This window comes from Paraplanobispora takensis, assembly GCF_016863195.1.
Classification (GTDB): domain Bacteria; phylum Actinomycetota; class Actinomycetes; order Streptosporangiales; family Streptosporangiaceae; genus Planobispora; species Planobispora takensis.
In genome coordinates, this window is sequence record NZ_BOOK01000053.1 from 1 (window position 1) to 15596 (window position 15596).

General features: G+C 71.4%; 16 protein-coding genes. 10 read left to right on the plus strand and 6 right to left on the minus strand.

Translation table 11 applies throughout. The features are described 5' to 3' along the window. Positions 1–180 (minus strand): LLM class flavin-dependent oxidoreductase (locus Pta02_RS32835; protein ID WP_203878886.1); only part of this gene is annotated, 180 nt, incomplete at its 3' end. Positions 181–282: 102 nt separating this feature from the next. Beyond that, positions 283–513 carry a DUF2277 domain-containing protein gene (locus Pta02_RS32840; RefSeq protein ID WP_203878887.1) on the minus strand — a complete coding sequence of 77 codons (231 nt, stop codon included), beginning with the start codon at positions 511–513 and terminating at the stop codon, positions 283–285. A gap of 92 nt (positions 514–605) precedes the next feature. Here Pta02_RS32840 and Pta02_RS32845 point away from each other — a divergent pair, with 92 nt between their 5' ends. Further along, positions 606–860, plus strand: coding sequence for a hypothetical protein (locus tag Pta02_RS32845; RefSeq protein ID WP_203878888.1), 255 nt, complete (start codon positions 606–608; stop codon positions 858–860). Between the two features lie 33 nt (positions 861–893). Here the strand turns inward: Pta02_RS32845 and Pta02_RS32850 are convergent, their stop codons facing one another. Then, positions 894–1952 (minus strand): ketoacyl-ACP synthase III family protein, encoded by a 1059-nt coding sequence (locus Pta02_RS32850; RefSeq protein WP_203878889.1) that lies wholly within the window; start codon positions 1950–1952, stop codon positions 894–896. 422 nt (positions 1953–2374) lie between these two features. Here Pta02_RS32850 and Pta02_RS32855 point away from each other — a divergent pair, with 422 nt between their 5' ends. The 8 genes from Pta02_RS32855 to Pta02_RS32890 all read left to right on the plus strand — a co-directional run bounded on the left by Pta02_RS32855 (position 2375) and on the right by Pta02_RS32890 (position 11975). Further along, entirely contained in the window at positions 2375–3313 is a 939-nt protein-coding gene (locus Pta02_RS32855) for an AfsA-related hotdog domain-containing protein (RefSeq protein WP_203878890.1), read from the plus strand. Beyond that, positions 3310–3963 (plus strand): methyltransferase family protein, encoded by a 654-nt coding sequence (locus Pta02_RS32860; protein ID WP_203878891.1) that lies wholly within the window; start codon positions 3310–3312, stop codon positions 3961–3963. Before Pta02_RS32855 ends, Pta02_RS32860 begins: the two co-directional genes overlap by 4 nt. Further along, positions 3963–6665, plus strand: a complete 2703-nt coding sequence (locus tag Pta02_RS32865; protein WP_203878892.1) for a PEP/pyruvate-binding domain-containing protein — start codon at positions 3963–3965, stop codon at positions 6663–6665. Before Pta02_RS32860 ends, Pta02_RS32865 begins: the two co-directional genes overlap by 1 nt. A 155-nt stretch (positions 6666–6820) precedes the next feature. After that, positions 6821–7573: a UbiA prenyltransferase family protein gene (locus Pta02_RS32870; RefSeq protein WP_203878893.1), complete on the plus strand. Its 753-nt coding sequence runs from the start codon at positions 6821–6823 to the stop codon at positions 7571–7573. Further along, positions 7570–8769 (plus strand): cytochrome P450, encoded by a 1200-nt coding sequence (locus tag Pta02_RS32875; RefSeq protein WP_203878894.1) that lies wholly within the window; start codon positions 7570–7572, stop codon positions 8767–8769. The genes Pta02_RS32870 and Pta02_RS32875 overlap by 4 nt, the downstream gene beginning before the upstream one ends. 23 nt (positions 8770–8792) lie before the next feature. Further along, complete coding sequence (locus tag Pta02_RS32880) at positions 8793–9497, plus strand: nitroreductase family protein (RefSeq protein WP_203878895.1); 705 nt, start codon at positions 8793–8795, stop codon at positions 9495–9497. 116 nt (positions 9498–9613) lie between these two features. Continuing rightward, positions 9614–10654 carry an FkbO/Hyg5 family chorismatase gene (locus tag Pta02_RS32885; protein WP_203878896.1) on the plus strand — a complete coding sequence of 347 codons (1041 nt, stop codon included), beginning with the start codon at positions 9614–9616 and terminating at the stop codon, positions 10652–10654. A gap of 16 nt (positions 10655–10670) precedes the next feature. Next, positions 10671–11975, plus strand: coding sequence for a phenylacetate--CoA ligase family protein (locus tag Pta02_RS32890; protein ID WP_203878897.1), 1305 nt, complete (start codon positions 10671–10673; stop codon positions 11973–11975). 120 nt (positions 11976–12095) lie between these two features. On the opposite strand, the gene Pta02_RS32895 is transcribed toward Pta02_RS32890, so the two are convergent. After that, positions 12096–13508 carry a pyridoxal phosphate-dependent decarboxylase family protein gene (locus Pta02_RS32895; protein ID WP_203878898.1) on the minus strand — a complete coding sequence of 471 codons (1413 nt, stop codon included), beginning with the start codon at positions 13506–13508 and terminating at the stop codon, positions 12096–12098. A 158-nt stretch (positions 13509–13666) separates the two neighbouring features. Here Pta02_RS32895 and Pta02_RS32900 point away from each other — a divergent pair, with 158 nt between their 5' ends. Next, entirely contained in the window at positions 13667–14380 is a 714-nt protein-coding gene (locus Pta02_RS32900; protein WP_203878899.1) for a flavodoxin family protein, read from the plus strand. On the opposite strand, the gene Pta02_RS32905 is transcribed toward Pta02_RS32900, so the two are convergent. Then, positions 14377–15342, minus strand: a complete 966-nt coding sequence (locus Pta02_RS32905) for a zinc-binding dehydrogenase (protein WP_203878900.1) — start codon at positions 15340–15342, stop codon at positions 14377–14379. The two genes, Pta02_RS32900 and Pta02_RS32905, sit on opposite strands and share 4 nt — an antisense overlap. Positions 15343–15404: 62 nt before the next feature. Then, complete coding sequence (locus Pta02_RS32910; RefSeq protein ID WP_203878901.1) at positions 15405–15590, minus strand: hypothetical protein; 186 nt, start codon at positions 15588–15590, stop codon at positions 15405–15407. Between the last annotated feature and the right edge of the window lie 6 nt (positions 15591–15596).

The following is a 15596-nucleotide window of genomic DNA, read 5'->3' on the forward strand; positions in this document are numbered from 1 at the left end:
GGGGGACGACGGCACGAAGGGCGGGTTGTGGTGCTCGCCGGTCGCGAAGACGTCGAGACCGACCTCCTCCGCCTTGAGCGCGATGGCGACCATCGCCTTGATCCGCTCGTGCTCGGTCGGCGCCCTCCCCGTGGTGGGGTCCATGGTGACGTCGCCCACGGAGAAGATTCCGAACTGCATCGTGCTCACCGTCCCACTGCCGTTTAAAATTCAACTATCTAAGCATCGCGGCAGCCGATCCTATTCCCGCCCCGGACCCCGGTGACCGGGCGGCGCCGGGCCTCAGGCCGGGGGCCGCTCCCGAGCGGTGCGGCCGATCTCCAGTTCGTCGAGGAGGTCCCGGGTCGCGGCGGCGACGGCCTCCACGGCCCGCTCGAAGGCGGCGGCGTTGCGCGCCGACGGGGCGCGGAAACCGGAGATCTTGCGGACGTACTGCAGCGCGGCGGCCCGCACGTCCTGCTCGGTCACGTCACTGGAGTAGGGCTCGCGAAGGGTCTTGATGCTTCGGCACATGCCAGGACCGTACGACATTCGTTCTCTGGCCGGGGGGCGTCCGGGCCGTCATAATCCTGGGAACAGATTTCTGCCCACGGCAGGAGGTGTCGATGGACTCCTCGGACGGCAGGGTCCTGATCCTCATCGTGGTCGCGACGGTGGTGTTCTTCATCGGCCGGCGCTATCAGCGGACGGTGGACGCCTGGGGAGGGCGCGGCAAGGCGGTCAAGGCCGCCGCGGACGCGAAGGACAAGATCCCCGCCGCCAAGGCCGCGGCGTGGGCGGCGATCCGCGGCATGGTCGGGGCCGGGCTGGTGGTGCTGATCCTGTTCGCCATCGTCGCCAACGCCATCCGGTACGGCTGAGCCCCACCGCCGCACCAGGGCATGGCCGCCGGGTCATAGGGCCCAGCCGACGGGCTCGACGATCTCCACGACCACGCAGGACAGGGCGATGCCCACACCGTTGCCGAGCAGCAGCACGTGATCGCCCGGCCCGACGGCTCCTGTCTCGAGGAGGTGGGCGAGTCCCGCGATCTGATCGTTGACCCCGAGGTGACCGACGCCGCGCCCGAACTCCAGCACCCCCCGCGAGGGGTCGATGCCCAGCGGTTCCAGCACGCTTTTGACATAGGCCTCGCCGCCGGAGAAGACGTGCGTGGCACGAGCCACATCCTGCGGGCCGATCCCCGCTTCGGCCAGAGCGCGCCGCGCCACCTCGGCGCGCGCCAGCGCCAGCCGCTCCTTGGCCCGGTCGAACTCCGCGGGGCGGCGGGCGGCGAACTCGGCGATCCGCGCCCCGATCGCCATGGGCCGGCCCACCGTGCATCCGGGCGGGAACAGCGGCATGTCCCCCCGGTACATCTCCTCCATGTCCGGGAGCGAGGCGGAGACGACCGCCCGCAGCCGGGCGAACCCGCCGCGTCGCGACAGCACGACGGCCGTGCCGGCGTCGCCGAAGATCGTGCCGCGGTTGGTGGCCGCCCCCTCGGCGTAGCGCCAGCGATCGACGAGCGGCGCGCCGAAGTTGTCCGCCCCGGTGATGAGGGCGGCGGTATGGTCCCCGCCGCCCGCGGTGAGGTAGCACGCGGCCAGCTCCATCGCGCCGAGCATCCCGTTGCAGGTCTGACGGATCTCGAAGGCGGGGACGTGGCCGCCGATGGTGTGGCGCTGCACGTAGTGGTGCGGCGACCAGCCGTCGGGGCCCTGGTGGTAGAAGGTCGCGTGCAGGAGCAGACCGACCTCGGACGCGTCGTGGCCCGAGCGGGCCAGCGCCTGCCTGCCGGCGCGCACGGCCATGTCCGGTGCCGGCGTCCGGCCGGCCACCGCGGCGCCGGACCATCCTGCGCGCATGTGCTCCTCGCGGCCGTACATGCCGAGTTCCACGGCCTTCGCCGCGCTGAACGACTCCGGGATGTAGGTGCCGATTCCGGCGATGTGGATGCCCTCCACCTTCATTCTCGACCTCGCTTACCGAGCGGTGGCCGGTCGTCGGAACCGGACGTCCCCGCGGTGGGATTCCCCGCGACGGCGGCCCGCCGCGGCCCGAATCCTGGCCCCTCGGACACCGGCCGCACATCTTCTGGAATGCGGTGCCGGCGTCCCCGGTGAACGCCGGGCCCCTGACCGCCTTGGGGTCCTTTAACGCGCGACCGTATCCGCGGTTGACAGAGGACTGAAAATGCCGGCTTTTTTCCGCCCGCAGTGCCTCCCGCATAGAGCCTGATCAGAGGGGACGCCGCCCGCGGGCGAATGTTCCGACAGCCGTTTCGGGATCGATCCATAGCACCGAAATATGGGCGGAGAGCAATGCAGAAGATGTCTGGAGATCACGCCGGTAACAGGATTCATGAACCTTTCCGAAATGGGGGCTGGAACCTGTGACACTTCTGACCGCATCCGAGGCTCACTACGGAGTCCTGGCGGAGGAGCGACCGGCCGACGGTCTGCTCCGGGACGTCGATCTGCTGACCGGGACCTGGTCCGCCACGCTCGCCGTGGACTCCGACGATCCCTACTTCTTCGACCATCCCCTCGATCACCTGCCCGGTATGGTCCTCGTCTGCGGTCTGCTGGACCTGCTGCGCGCCACCGGCACCGGGCACCCCGAGCGGCCGGGACACCGGATGCGCATGTCGCTGGACCTGCCGGCGTTCTGCGAGCTGGAGACGCCGGTCCACCTCGAAGCGAGCCGGCTCCCTTCCGACGACACCACCGGGCTTTCCGGCACGACACGGGTGGTCATGAGTGCCCGCCAGGGCGGCCAGGTCGTCTGCGGGGCGCAGGCCGCCTTCCGCCCGGCGACGCCCCTCGACGCGCCCGGCGCCCCTGCCGGGGCCCGCCACTCCGCATCGACCCGTCGCTCCGAACCTGCCCGCCTGGAACTGGTCCACCGGCACCGCCCGGAGAACGTCCTGATCGGCGGCATGGTGCCGCACGGTACGACGCGGATCGCAGAGGTACGCCGTCCGCCGGACGGCCATCTGCTCGCCCCGGCACCGGGCGCGCCGCCCCGTGCGGAACTGATCATCGACGCGGCCCGGCAGTTCGGCACCATGATCTGCCACGTCGAGCATGCCGTACCGGAGGACACCCGGTTGATCCTGCTGGCCGTCGAGGCCGACCTGCCGTGCGAGCTCCCCTGGGACCTGCGGCTCGGGTGGACGCCGACCGCCCCGCGGCGTGGACGCTCCCGCATGAGAATCGAGGTCCTCGCCGGCGACCCGGGCGCCGAGCCGCTCGGCGCCGTCACGCTCGACTACTACGCCGCCTCGCCGACGATCTACCGCAGGCTGCGCCACGCGGGAAGGACGGCATGAGCGCCGGAAGATCCGGGGGCCTGGTGAGCCTGCTGACCCGTGTGCTGTTCGTCGCCGCCGTCACCGCGTTGGCGGTGCGCGCCGTCGGATACCTGACCCACGCCGACGAGGGCGCGAACCTCGTCTCCGGACTCCTCATCGCCGGCTACCTGGCCTGGGTGAGCATCGAGATCCCGGTCACCTTCCGTAAACCGTCGCAGCCCGTCGCCGAGAGCCGCACCCTGGCCGCGTACGCCTCCTCGCGCATGCTGCTGGTGCTCGCGGCCGTGGTGCCGCCGGCTCCCTGGGACGACATCTCCTATCTGATGGCACCGCCGATCGTTCTGTTCCTGGCCGGCATCGTGTTGCGCACGGTCGCGATCCGGGCGCTGGGCGCGCTCTACACCCATCACGTCCTGCGCCGCGACGAGCACCCGCTGGTCACCACCGGCCCGTACCGGTTCCTGAGGCACCCGGCCTACGCCGGCATGCTCCTGGCCAACATCGGCTTCGTCCTCTACTTCCACCAGGCGTTCGGCGTCGCGGCGCTGCTGCTGCTGGCCGGAGTCCTGGTCTGGCGGATCCGCACCGAAGAGCGGGTGCTGTGGTCGGTTCCCGGATACCCGAAGTTCGCCGCCGGGCGCGCGCGCCTGCTGATGGGAGTGTGGTGATGACCGCGCTCATCCGATCCGGTGACGCCCGGCTCACCGACGCGACCGTGACCGGGCACAAGTTCGCCCGCCAGGAGCTGCTGCGCCGGGCCGGTTTCCGGGTGCCCGAGTTCTTCTGCGTGCCGGTCGCCGCGTTCGACGCCGTGGCCCGCGACCTGCTGCCTCCCGCCCCGGACCCCGGAGGCGAGGCCGAGCTGGCGGCCTGGGCGGCGGACGCGGCGACCCGGCTGTCGTCCGCCGTGCCGCCGGGCCCGCTCGCGGCCGAACTGCACGAGGCGGCCACCGCCCTCGCCGGTGAGCACGGCCTGCTCGCGGTACGGGCCTGCGTGGTGGCCGACGCGGATGGAGTCGGCGAGGACGGCGTCTCCGACGCGTTCGCCGGGATGACCGAGTCCTACCTGTATGTGCGTCCCGAGGACGTGTCCAGGCGGGTCGTCCAGTGCTGGGCCTCGGGATTCACCCCGCAGTCGATCCTGTACCGGGTACGCAGGGGACTGTCGGTCGGCTCGGTCCGGCTGGCGGTCGGAGTCCAGGTGATGGTCCCCGGGGTGCGGTCGTTCGTGGCGTTCAGCCGCGATCCCCGCACCGGCGAGGCCGCCTGTGTCATCGCGGCGGCGCACGGCATCGGTGAGGGCGTCGTCCAGGAACGTGCCGACGTCGACCACTTCTTCGTGGACACGGCTTCCGGCCGGATCAAGTCCGAGGTGGTCGTCAAGCGGGTGATGATGACCGGGGGCGACGGGGACGAGGGGCCGGCGCCGCGTCCGGTGCCCGCCGAGCAGGCCGAGCAGCCCGTGCTCACCGACGGCGAGGTGCGCCGGGTGAGCGATCTCGCGACGGAGGTCGAGGCCTTCTTCGGGTTGCCGCAGGACATCGAGGGCACGATCACGCCCGACGGCGCCGTCCACCTGGTGCAGGCTCGCCCCGTGGTGTTCGCCGACCGCCCGGAGGGGCCGGCGGTGCGCTGGAGCAACCACAACATCACCGAGAGCTTCCCGGGTCTTTCGGGCGCGCTGACGTACTCGCAGGCGCGCGCCTTCTACCGGCTGATCTTCCGTGACCTCTACCGGCGGATGGGAGTGCCCGACCGCCGGCTCCGGGCGCTGGAGCACCACCTCAACCGCATGGTGGGACTGGTCGACGGCCGCGTCTACTACCGGTTGGACGCCTGGCTCGCCCTGCACGGGCAGATCCCCGGCTTCCCGCTGGTGCGCCGGTGGTGGGAGCGCTCGATGGGAATCGGCGGCGACCATCGTCCCTCCGCATCGGACAAGATCCGCGCGCTCTTCTCCGTGCCGGGTCTGGTGGCGCGCGCGGCCCGGCGGCCAGGAGAGGCCCGGGACTTCCTGCGCTGGTGGGACCGGGTGGTCGATCAGAGCACGGGGATGGACGAGTGGACGCCCGAGCGCCTCATCGCCTTCTACCGGTGGCTGTGGGCCGAGGCGGGCCGGCGATGGGGCGTCACCCTCGTCAACAGCTTCTTCCTCCTGGTGTGGACCACACTGACCTCGGCGGCGCTGCGCCGCTGGGTCACCGACGACGAGCAGCGGCTGCTGGGCGGCCTGCTGACGGGCGGGAGGGAGAACCGGTCGCTGCTCGGGGTGCGCTCCGCCATCGCGCTCGCCGAGCTGGTCTGCGGGCGCCCTGAGCTGGCCGGGCGGATTCGGAGCTGTGACGGGGAGGGCGACTCCGCCGAGAAGATCTGGGCCGACGTCGTCTCCGGCCGCTACGGAGCGGAGATCGCCCGGGCCGCCGCCACCCACCTGCACCGGTACGGTGACCGGGCCCTGCACGACCTGAAGCTGGAGGAACCCTCACCCCGCCAGCGGCCAAGCATGATCATCGAAATGATCAAACCCATGGTCCACGGCGGTCTGACCGTGGCCGGCAGCCGCGCCAAGGAGCTCGCCGCCCGTGCCGAGGCGGAGCGGGAACTGCGCGAGCGCTGCCCGGGCACCGTCCGCCTCCTGGTGGTCCGTGCCCTCGTCACCGGGCTGCGCCGGGCGGTCAAGACCCGTGAGGACACCCGGTACTGCCGCAGCCAGCTGTTCGGGCTGACCCGTCAGGTGATGTGGCGGCTCGGCGACCTGCTCGCCGAGGCGGGCAGACTCGACCGCGGCCGCGATGTCGTGGACCTCACCGTCGAGGAGGTGCTCGGCGCCTACGACGGCACGCTGGTCGACGCCGACCTGCGGTCCCTGGTCCGCGCTCGCCGCGAGGAGCGGAGCGCGGCGGCGGAGCGCCCGGATCCCGGCGTCGAGCTGACCACGCCGCTCAACCGGCCCATGCCGGGAGGCCCGCTGTACGCCGGCGGCCCGGCCGGTGCGCGTCCCGGCCCGCCCGCGCCGGAGCCGGCCACGGTGGCCGGCGACCTTCAGGGGCTGCCCTCCAGCAACGGCGTGGTGCGCGGTGAAGCCCGTGTCGTCCTCGACCCCTCCGTATCACCCGAATCATGCCGTGACCGGATTATCGTGGCGAAGGAGACCGACCCCGGATGGCTGTTCCTCATGATGGCGGCGCGTGGAATGGTGGTGGAGCGGGGCACGTTGCTGTCCCACACCGCGATCACCGGACGACTGCTCGGCATCCCGACCGTCGTCTCCGTCCCGGGGGCGACCACGCTGATCAAGGACGGGGCCCTCGTCGAGGTCGACGGGGCCGAGGGGAGGGTGCGCGTCCTGACCGCCGCGGAGACCTCCTGACGACCCGCCTGCTCCGCTACGTCGCCGGCAGTTACCCGCCCAAAGCGTACGTTCCGTACGCGCTGGCGTGGGCGGTCGGCGCGCCGGCGGCCTGCGCGCTGACCGACCCCCGGATCTCCGGATGGCTGCCCGACGCGGGGACCGCGGTGAGCGCCGTGACCCTTGTCGTCGTCCTGCTGATGATGCGGGCCCTGGACGACATCCGCGACCTGGACTACGACCGGGAGCACAACCCCGACCGGCCGCTCGCCAGAGGCGTCGTCGGCGTCCGCGACCTGACCGTCATGGTCGCCGCCGGAACCGTGCTCGTGCTCGCGATCAACGCGTGGCGCTGGCCGGTCATGTGCGTGCTGGCAGGTCAGCTCGCGTATGCGTACCTGGTGCTGTGGGCCGACCGCCGGCTCGGATGGCCGCGCGGCGACGCGCTCGTGGCGGGCTTCCTGGTGAACCTCCCCGTCCAGCTCATGATCAACGCTTTCCTGTACGCCGGCCTGCTGTACTCGGCCGGGCTCGCCCCGGTCTGGCCGGGCGCGATCGGGATCGCCGTGGCCGCACTGGCGTTCCTGCACGTGGAGTTCGCCCGGAAGACGACCCGGCGGCCCCGTCCGGGCGAGCGCACCTACGTCACCCTGTTCGGCCCGACGGGAACCGCCGCGCTGGCCGTGGCCTGCGCGCTGGCCTCGGTCGCGGTCCTGGTCGTCTCGGTCACCGCCGGAGGCGGTGAGCGCGCAGGGGCCTGGGCGGTGTGGTCGGCGGCGGCACCGCTGGCCTTCGCGGCGCTCGGCGCGCTGCGGTTCTGGCGCGAGGGCCTTGCCCGCTGGCCGTACGGGCAGGCGGCGCTGTTCATGCTCGTCAGCTTCGTCGGCTATCAGATCATCAACCTCGTGGAGAGGGCGACGGCACCATGACCGACCTCCAGGTCTTCCCCTTCCCCGCCGGGATCAGGGGTGAGCCGCCGGCCGAGTACGCCCGGATCCGGCAGGAACCCGCTCTGCCCCGGGTGCGGCTCAGCAACGGTCGCGAGGCGCTGGTCGTCACGCGATACCACGACGTCAGGCTCGTGCTGTCGGACAGCAGGTTCAGCCGCTCGGCGTTCACCAGCACCCCGCTGTTCGCGCGCACGACCGAGTCGCTCGCGTTGAACACGGCCGACGCGCCCGAGCACGGCCGCCGGCGGGGAGCCGTCGCGCACGCCTTCACCGCCCGGCAGGTACGGCGGATGCGGCCGATGGTCGAACGGGTGGTCGAGGAGCAGATCGCCGAGGTCGCGGCCGGTCCGCGCCCGGTCGATCTGGTCGACCGGTTCACCGTGCCGTTCGCGCTGCGGGTCATGTGCCGGATCCTCGGAGTGCCGGAGGAGGACGTCGGGCGGTTCAAGCCGTGGGTGGATCCCATGATGTCGGTGGGCCGGTTCCCCGCCGACACCGTGGCCCGGTGCCATCAGGAGATGAACGGTTATTTCACCGCGCTCGTGGAGGACGTGCGGGCGGCGCTCGACGCGGGCCGTACGGTGCCCGGCCTCATCGCCGAGATGCTCACCCCGCGCAAGGAGGAGCGCCGGCTCAGCCGGGCCGAAGTGATCACGATGTCCGCCGGGATCCTCATCGCCGGATACGAGACCACCAGCAACGAACTGGCGGCGGCGGTGTACGAGATGCTGCGCCATCCCGAACTGGTGCGCCGCGTGCGCGATCGTCCGGACGAGAGCGGGCCGGTGGTCGAGGAGATACTGCGATACCTGTGCGCGAACGGCAGCGGTGGCGTGCCGCACGTGGCGACCGCCGACGTCGCCCTCCCCGGCGGGGTCGTGGTACCGGCCGGCGAGGTGGTGGTCCCGATCCCGGACGCCGCCAACCACGACCCCGGCGTCTTCGAGGAGCCCGGGTGCCTGCGGGGCGACCGGGCGGAGAACTCGCACCTGACCTTCGGATTCGGGGCGCACCACTGCCTCGGGGCGGAGCTGGCCCGGCTGGAGATGCGCCTCGGCCTGACGGCCGTGTTCGGCGCCTTCCCGACGCTGCGCCTGGCCGTCCCCGAGGAGGAGCTTCGCTGGCGGACGGACATGTTCGTCCGCGGACTGTGGGAACTGCCGGTCACCTGGTGACCGGGAGAGGACGGAGGTTCGGCATGACCGGCGCGAGCGCCCCGTACGGCCCGGCGGGGGACGGGTTGACGCCCGACGGGCTGCTGACGACCACCCGCTCGGTGCGCAGGCGGCTCGACCTGGGCCGGCCCGTGCCCGTGGCACTGGTCGGGGAATGCCTGCGGATCGCCCAGCAGGCGCCCTGCGGTTCGGGCCGCAACGCCGGGCACTGGATCGTCGTCAGCGACCCCGCGACGAGGGCGGCGATCGGCGAGTTGTACCGGAGGGCGTTCGACCGCTACGTGTCCTCCCCGGCCTCCCCGAAGCCGGCCGGGCAGGCGGCCGGCCCCGGGCCGGGGCCGGCGGGTGGAGAGAACCCCCGGGAGGCGAGCCGGCGGCGCTCGCTCGACAGCGCCGGTCATCTCGCCCGGCACCTCGGCGAGGTCCCCGTCCTGGTCATGGCCTGCCTGGATTCCGGCGGTCCGTTGCCCGGCGGCAGCCAGGCCGGGCTGTGGGGGAGCCTGATGCCGTCGGTGTGGAGCTACATGCTCGCCGCCCGGGCGCGCGGACTCGGCACCGCGTGGACCACCGCCCACCTGGCGTACGAACGGGAGATCGCCGAGTTGCTGGGGATCCCGCCCGGGGTCCACCAGGGGGCGCTCATACCGACGGCTTACTACCTCGGCGACACCTTCCGCCCGGCGGCCCGGCCCCCGCTGCAGGGGGTGCTGCACCACGACCGCTGGTGACAGCCGCGGCACGCCGGACAGCAGTTCCAAAGATGCCTCGCACCGCCCGAGGCGTGAAGAATTTTGGCCGTAACTCTTCATCGGCGCCCGGAATCGTGCGCCCGGAAGGAGTCGAAGTGCCCGTCACCGATGTCCTCCCTGATCTCATATGTAGTTTCCAGGATGAACCACCTTCCATTTCGAACGGTGTGCTCGGCGTCGTCACGCATGCGTACAGAAGCGGACCGCCGTCCTTGCGCAACGGATTTCCCGAGCTTTCCATCGCGGTTCCCGGCACGACGGCGACGAGACCGGTGGAGGTATGGCGTACCAGTCGGAGGGTCGAGTCCGGGTTTCATGACGGGCTGGCCTACGCATATGACGGGCGCTATCTGTTCTGCAGCGGCCGGATCCGCCACACCGCCGACTACGCCGCCGCCACACGGGACGCATATGTGCGCGCGTTCGAGCTTCTCGATCGCCTGGGCTACCCGGAGGTCGCACGGGTGTGGAACATCGTCGGCGGGATCACCGGACAGGTCGCGACGGAGGGCCCGGCCGACAGGTACGGCGAGTTCTGCCAGGCGCGGGCGCAGGTCTTCAGGCAGCGCGGCCTGACGGTCAAGGACATCCCCGCGGCGACCGGCATCGGAGGGCACGACGACCACACGACCGTCTATTTCCTGGCCACGCGCTCCCGCGGGGTCATCAGAATCGAAAACCCCCTGCAGGTCCCGGCGTATGAGTATCCCGAGCGTTACGGCCCCGAAGCGCCGTGTTTCGCGCGGGCGACCTATGTCGCAGCCGAGACCGGCGGCCGCTCCGGCGATCTGTTCATTTCCGGGACGGCGAGCATTCTGGGTCATCTGACGGTGCACGAGGGAGACGTCGAACGGCAGACCCGCACCACGCTCGAGAACATCGCGGCACTGGTGTCCGGAAAGAATCTGCGCAGTCACGGAATCGACGCGGAACTCACCCTGCGCGATCTCGACTGCGTGAAGGTGTACGTGAAACGCCCGCACGAAGCCGAAATCGTGCGTCAGATCTGTACGGCGTCTCTGGGCTCGAAGAGCGAGGTCGGATACGTCATCGCCGATATCTGCAGAGACGACCTCCTCGTGGAGATCGAGGGCTTCGCCTCGATCTCCCGGCCGGATGTCGAGACGGTCAACTAGAGCAGGACGGGAAGTCATGAAAGAAGCACTACATCCAGTCACTCACTGGCACAGCTTCGAACAACTCCGTGAGGCTCAGGAGAAGCTGCTGAGCGCGGCACTGCAGCGGGCGGCCGGATCGCCGTTCTACCGGCGGCGGACGGGCGCCGACGGCATCTGGAAGCTGGAGGACGTCCCGATCACCAGCAAACCCGATCTCCGTTCGACCTATCCGTTCGGCATGCTCGCCGTGCCCAAGTCGGAGCTGGTCACCTATCACGAGACCAGCGGCACCGGCGGGGCCCCGGTGCCCACGCCCACGTTCTACACCGCGGCCGACTGGGCCGAGATGGTCGACCGCTTCCTGCGCAACCCGATTCCGATGACCGGCGACGACACCCTGCTGGTGCGCATCTCCTACGCGCTGGTCATGGCCGCGCACCTGGCCCACCAGGCGGGCCTCACCGCCGGCGCGACGGTGATCGCCGCCGACGCGCGCACCCTGGCCTCCCCGTACCCGGCGCTGGTCCGTATCCTGCGCGACGTCGAGGTGAGCCTCACCTGGTCCACGCCCTTCGAATGCCTGGTCTGGTCCGCGGCGGCGCGAGTCGCCGGTCACCGGCCGGACAGGGACTTCCCGGCGCTGCGTGCGTTCTACACCGCCGGTGAGCCGCTCGGCCCGGCCCGTCGCGCCAGGATCTCCGAGATCTGGGGCGGTGTCCCCGTCCTCGACGTCTACGGCTCGACCGAGATCGGCTCGGTCTCCGGCACCTGCCCGGCGGGGGTCATGCACTTCTGGGCCGACAGGCTGCTGCCCGAGATCTACGACCCGGCGTCGGGCACCTTCGCGCGGGAGGGCACCGGGCAACTGGTCGTGACCACCCTCTACCAGGAGGCCATGCCGCTGATCAGGTACGACCTCGAAGACCACGTCGAGTTGCGCTACGAGCCCTGCGAGTGCGGCTGGAAGCTTCCCACGATCAAGGTGTTCGGCCGCATCTCCCACGACTACGACGTCGCCGGCAGGCAGCTCTCCGCGGCGCAGGTCGAGGAGGCGGTCTTCCGGCTGCCCGCGGAGTACGGAGTGATCTTCTGGCGTGGCCAGGCGCACCCCGACCGCCTGGTCGTGCAGATCGAGGTCGGGCCCGAGCACGCCGCGGCCGCCCGCGAGGAACTGCGCGACCTGCTGGCGCGGGAGTTCGACGTCCCGTGCGAGGTCGAGCCCGTCGAGACCGGCACCTTCGTGCCGAGCGATGTCCTGACGGGTCAGCGCAGCGTGCTGAAGCCCCGCCGGTTCTTCGGGCCGGACGAGGACTGGGACGGCGCGATCATCCACTGCTAGACGACGCAACCCGATCGGCCGCCGGGCGTTGCCTCGCCCGGCGGCCGATCGGATGTTCCCCTCGGGGATGTCTTCGTGCGTCTGCTCGCGTGTCGGAATCGGTTGCGGATCACGTGCCGATCACAGGTCCGACTGCAGCTCCGCCACGGCCTTCTGGATGATCTCGACGGCCTCGGCCATCCTGTCCGCGTGGGTGCGGAAGGACAGCACGCAGATCCGGAGGAAGAAGGAGCCCCGGATCATGGTGCTGGACAGGTGGATCCGCCCGGACTCGTTGATCTTCTCCAGCAGGACCTGGTTGGCCGCGTCGGCGTCGCCGCTCGGTGGGACGTAGCGGAAGGCCACGATGCTGAGCTTCGGCGACCACGGCACCTCGATCCCGGGGACGGCCTTGAGCTCGTCGTAGGCGTACCGGGCCAGGTCGAGCTTCTCGTCCAGCGCGGTGCGGAAGGCCGCCAGGCCGTGCAGCTTGACGGGCAGCCACAACCGCAGACCGCGGAAGTCGCGGCTCAGCTCGGCCGAGTACTCCGAGAGGTTCGGGATCTCCGACTCCTCCGCGACGTCCTGCAGGTACGCGGCGTCGAAGTGGTGGGCCTCGCGAAGGCGCCTGCCCTCGCGCACCAGCAGAGCACCGGTGCCGTAGGGCAGGAAGAAGCCCTTGTGCGGGTCGAGGGTGACGGAGTCGGCCTGCTCGATGCCGCGCATGGCCGCGCGGCCGCGCTCGGTGAGCAGGAAGGCGCCGCCGTACGCGCCGTCCACGTGCAGCCACAGCTCGTGCCGGCGGCAGATCCCGGCGATGTCGGCGAGCGGGTCGACCTCGCCGGTGTTGATGGTGCCCGCGCTGGCCACCACGCAGAACGGCCGGAGCCCGGCCGCCCTGTCCTCGGCGACCATGCGGTCGAGGGCGGCGGTGTCCATGGTCAGAGCGTCGGTGGTCGGCACCGTCCGGACGGCGCGTCGCGGCAGACCCGCCAGCATGGCGGACTTGAGCGCGGCGTGGTGCGTCTCCTCGGTCACGTACAGCACCGCGCCGGTGAGGTCCTCGCCCAGTTTGGTGGCACGCGCGGTGACCAGACCGGAGAACACCGATGTCGTGCCGCCCGAGGTCAGCACCCCGCGGGCCGACTCCGGATACCCGACCATGTCGGCCAGCCAGCGGACCGCGGTCGTCTCGATCTGGGCGTACATCGGCACCGCGGACCACAGCGCCACGTACTTGTTCGTCGCCGCCGCCAGGAACGCGGCGACGGCCGAGGCGTACAGCCCGCTGCCCGGGACGTAGCCGAACATGCCCGGCCCGCTGTTGTTGTACGACTTCTGAGCGCCGAGCCGTACGACGTCGAGCACCGCCTCCATCGTCGTGCCGTCTTCGGGAGCGGGTTCCCGGAGGCCGGACGCGGCTTCGAGCGCCCCCTCAAGGTCGTTCCCCGCCTCGGGGATGTCGCTGATGAACTCGGCGGCGAGCTCGATCGCGGCGGCGCCCATGGCGCGCATCTGCCGACCGTCGGGCTCGAGGGGGTAGTCATCCGGCATGCGCCGAGCCTAAGTCGGCACCCGGTCGTTTTCTTACGCCCGATTGCTCACAGTCGCCCGGCTCCGCCGGCCGCAGGATGCCTCCCCGAAAGCACTCTCGTGTGAGACGGTCCGTGGAGACGGGAGATGCGAGCCGTACGGAGACCGGGAGGCGGAGAATGTCCCCACCACGTCACTATGACGACCTTCGAGCGCTGTTCGTCAACTGCACCCTGAAAAGGGGCCCCGAGCGCAGCCACACCCAGGGGCTGATCGACCTCAGCGCGCACATCATGGAGAAACAGGGCGTGCGGGTGGAGCAGCTCAGGGCGGTCGACCACGACATCGCCACCGGCGTGTGGCCGGACATGACCGAGCACGGCTGGGAGAGCGACGCCTGGCCGTCGATCTACGGCAAGGTGATGGCCGCCGACATCCTGGTGCTCGCCGGGCCCATCTGGCTGGGCGACAACAGCTCGGTCGCCAAGCGGGTCGTCGAACGGCTGTACGCCTGCTCCAGCCTGCTCAACGAGGCGGGGCAGTACGCCTACTACGGCAAGGTGGGCGGCTGCCTGATCACCGGCAACGAGGACGGGATCAAGCACTGCGCGATGAACCTGCTCTACAGCCTCCAGCACCTCGGCTTCGTGATCCCCCCGCAGGCCGACGCCGGCTGGATCGGCGAGGCCGGGCCGGGACCGTCCTACCTGGATCCCGGATCGGGCGGCCCGGACAACGACTTCACCAACCGCAACACCACGTTCATGACCTGGAACCTGCTGCACCTGGCGCGCATGCTCAAGGACGCGGGCGGGATCCCCGCCCACGGCAACCAGCGTTCCGAATGGGACGCCGGTTGCCGCTTCGACTACGAGAACCCCGAGCATCGTTAGCCGGTGGTCAACAGCGACTTGCCCACCGTGGCGCGCGCGGCCAGGGCGCGGTGGGCGTCGGCGGCCCGCTCCAGCGGATAGGTGGCGCCGATCACCGGGCGCAGGCGCCCCTGCGCGGCCCGTTCCAGGGCCAGGCCCAGCAGGTCGCCTGCGGTCTCCTCATCCGGAGGGCCGTCCATCAGCGGGGTGAACACCCGCACGCCGCGGCGGGCGGTCAGCTCGGGATCCGGGGCGGCGAAGCCGTCGGCGGTGCCGTAGGTGACGAACCGGCCGCCGTCGGCCAGCGCGCCCACGGCGGCCGTGCCGAGCGCACCGCCCGCGCCGTCGTAGACCAGGGCGACGCCGCCGCCGGTCGCCTCGCGCAGGCGCTCGACCCAGTCCGCCCGCGTGTAGTCGACGGTGACCTCCGCGCCCAGCTCGCGGGCCAGCGCGAGCTTGGCGTCGCTGGAGGCGGCGGCCACCACCCGGGCGCCGGCGTCGGCGGACAGCTGCACCAGCAGCGACCCCGCCCCGCCGGCCGCCGCCGAGACCAGCACCCACTCGCCCTTCTCCGGCGCGCCGAGGCGGTCCATGATGAAGGCGGTCACGCCGTCGTGCACCAGCGCCGCCGCCGCGTGGGTGTCCAGCCCGTCGGGTACCGGCGTGATCTCCCCGGCGCCGGCGACGACCCGTTCGGCGTAGCCGGTGGAGGTCCGCACGGTCACGCGCCGGCCGGCCCACGCCGGGTCAACCCCCTGGCCGGTCTCCAGCACCACGCCCGCCCCGCCGCCGCCCGGCACGTACGGCAGCGTCCGCGGGAAGAAGTCCTGACCCCAGCCGCCGCGCAGCAGGGTGTCGAGGAAGATGACGTCCGCCGCGGCCATGCCGACGACGACCTGGCCGGGCCCGGGCACCGGGTCGGGCAGTTCAACCGGGGAGAGCACTTCCGGACCGCCGAACGAGGCCACCTGGATCGCGCGCATGGGCAACACCCTTCATGTGAGACAGCGTCCCGGCCAGTGTTCAACCTCAAGTTTGGTCGAGGTCAACCGGTCGCCGAGTCCCCGTCGGCGGGCGGCCCGGCCGCCAGGTCCGCCGGGCCGGACGGTTCGAGCAGGCGCAGCAGGTCCAGCCAGCCGGTGAAGGGCTGGGCCGCGCCGGCGCCCTGGGGCGTCAGCCGGCCGTACACGTCCCCGTCGGATGTGTAGTGAAGGTCGAGGATGAACCGCACGACGCC

What these genes read in the sequence shown, in the direction of transcription:
- Pta02_RS32840 (WP_203878887.1), bottom strand. Translation starts at nt 513, where the DNA reads ATGTGCCGAAGCATCAAGACCCTTCGCGAGCCCTACTCCAGTGACGTG.
- Pta02_RS32845 (WP_203878888.1), top strand. Translation starts at nt 606, where the DNA reads ATGGACTCCTCGGACGGCAGGGTCCTGATCCTCATCGTGGTCGCGACG.
- Pta02_RS32850 (WP_203878889.1), bottom strand. Translation starts at nt 1,952, where the DNA reads ATGAAGGTGGAGGGCATCCACATCGCCGGAATCGGCACCTACATCCCG.
- Pta02_RS32860 (WP_203878891.1), top strand. Translation starts at nt 3,310, where the DNA reads ATGAGCGCCGGAAGATCCGGGGGCCTGGTGAGCCTGCTGACCCGTGTG.
- Pta02_RS32865 (WP_203878892.1), top strand. Translation starts at nt 3,963, where the DNA reads ATGACCGCGCTCATCCGATCCGGTGACGCCCGGCTCACCGACGCGACC.
- Pta02_RS32875 (WP_203878894.1), top strand. Translation starts at nt 7,570, where the DNA reads ATGACCGACCTCCAGGTCTTCCCCTTCCCCGCCGGGATCAGGGGTGAG.
- Pta02_RS32880 (WP_203878895.1), top strand. Translation starts at nt 8,793, where the DNA reads ATGACCGGCGCGAGCGCCCCGTACGGCCCGGCGGGGGACGGGTTGACG.
- Pta02_RS32890 (WP_203878897.1), top strand. Translation starts at nt 10,671, where the DNA reads ATGAAAGAAGCACTACATCCAGTCACTCACTGGCACAGCTTCGAACAA.
- Pta02_RS32895 (WP_203878898.1), bottom strand. Translation starts at nt 13,508, where the DNA reads ATGCCGGATGACTACCCCCTCGAGCCCGACGGTCGGCAGATGCGCGCC.
- Pta02_RS32900 (WP_203878899.1), top strand. Translation starts at nt 13,667, where the DNA reads ATGTCCCCACCACGTCACTATGACGACCTTCGAGCGCTGTTCGTCAAC.
- Pta02_RS32905 (WP_203878900.1), bottom strand. Translation starts at nt 15,342, where the DNA reads ATGCGCGCGATCCAGGTGGCCTCGTTCGGCGGTCCGGAAGTGCTCTCC.